Origin of the sequence: Aquimarina atlantica, from assembly GCF_000626715.1 — a bacterium.
Taxonomy (GTDB): Bacteria; Bacteroidota; Bacteroidia; order Flavobacteriales; family Flavobacteriaceae; genus Aquimarina; species Aquimarina atlantica.
Genome location: NZ_AQRA01000031.1, coordinates 1 through 1,331, shown reverse-complemented (window position 1 = coordinate 1,331; position 1,331 = coordinate 1). Strand labels below are relative to the sequence as shown.

Genomic DNA, 1,331 nt, shown 5'->3' with positions numbered 1-1,331 from the left:
ATTCCGGATCAAGTCCCACTACTGTCCGGAATATTTTTATTTGTTGTATTATAAAGTGAGTGTTTACTTAGGATGCATTAAGTGTTACCTTTACTTAGACTTAATTTTATACCCTATTAGGACTATGTACAGCCGTACTCACTTTTCAGAACTTTTATCACTTATCCCCCGTTATAAATTCAACCAATTTGTGTTAAAATATTCAGCGGATAAACACAATAAAGGTTTTAACTCTTGGACCCATTTGGTGACCATGGTTTTCTCTCAACTATCTAAAGCAAATAGCTTAAGGGAGATAGAGACTTCGTTTAATTCGGTAGTCAATGCTCATTTCCATATGGGTGCCCGCTCTATAAAGCGGTCTACATTAAGTGAGGCCAACCAAAAAAGAGATTTTAGGGTTTTTGCAGATTTGGCCAATGAATTAATGAAGAACTTCAGGCCTTCCAAACAAAAGGAATTAAAGGAATTTCTTTTTCTATTAGATTCATCCCCGATTATATTGCAGGGACGACATTTTGATTGGACAAATAAAACTAGGAATTATAACAATGGTTTAAAACTTCACATGTTATATGATACCCATACAACAACCCCTACTTATATTGATATAACAGCTTCCAATATCAATGATATCAATATAGGGAGAGAGCTACCTATACAACCCAATGCCACATATGTTTTTGATAAAGGGTATACCGATTATAATTGGTGGTTTTCAATCCATAAAAAACAATCATTTTTTGTCACAAGGTTTAAAAAGAATGCAGCTACTCATATCATTGAAGAACTTCCCATAAACAAATCAGATACGCAGCTTGTTTTAGCTGATCAGAAAGTTATTTTTAAAAATAAAACTCCACGGGGAGGGAAAATTAATCAATACACGGTTCCATTGAGGAAAATAACAATTAGAAGAGATAATAAGAATACACCTTTGGTCATAGCTACCAATGATTTTAATAAAAGCGCCGGTGAGATCGCTTCCCTTTACAAAAAAAGGTGGGATATTGAATTGTTTTTCAAGTGGATAAAACAAAATCTAAAAATCAAAAGGTTTATTGGAACAAGCCTAAACGCAGTGAAGACACAAATTTATACAGCCATAATAACTTATTTACTGTCTTTAAAACTCCAAAAACTTAAGGAAAATACTTTGCCTTTTTACTTGTTTTTAGAAAAGCTCTCTGCTTTGTTGTTTGTCCCCGTTACATTGATCAAAAATGATGGACACAGCCAGAAAAAAAAGGATCAACTGTTAATAAAACAACAATTGAATTTTAGTTGGTAGGTTTATTCCGGACAGTAGTGGGATCAAGTCCGGAATGACA

At 33.7% G+C, this 1,331-nt stretch carries 1 protein-coding gene; it reads left to right on the top strand.

Annotation, left to right across the window (positions count from 1 at the left end):
- A partial coding sequence (locus ATO12_RS24450; RefSeq protein WP_205625265.1) for an IS4 family transposase occupies positions 1 to 1,291 on the top strand: 1,291 nt, incomplete at its 5' end.
- Positions 1,292 to 1,331: the final 40 nt, after the last annotated feature.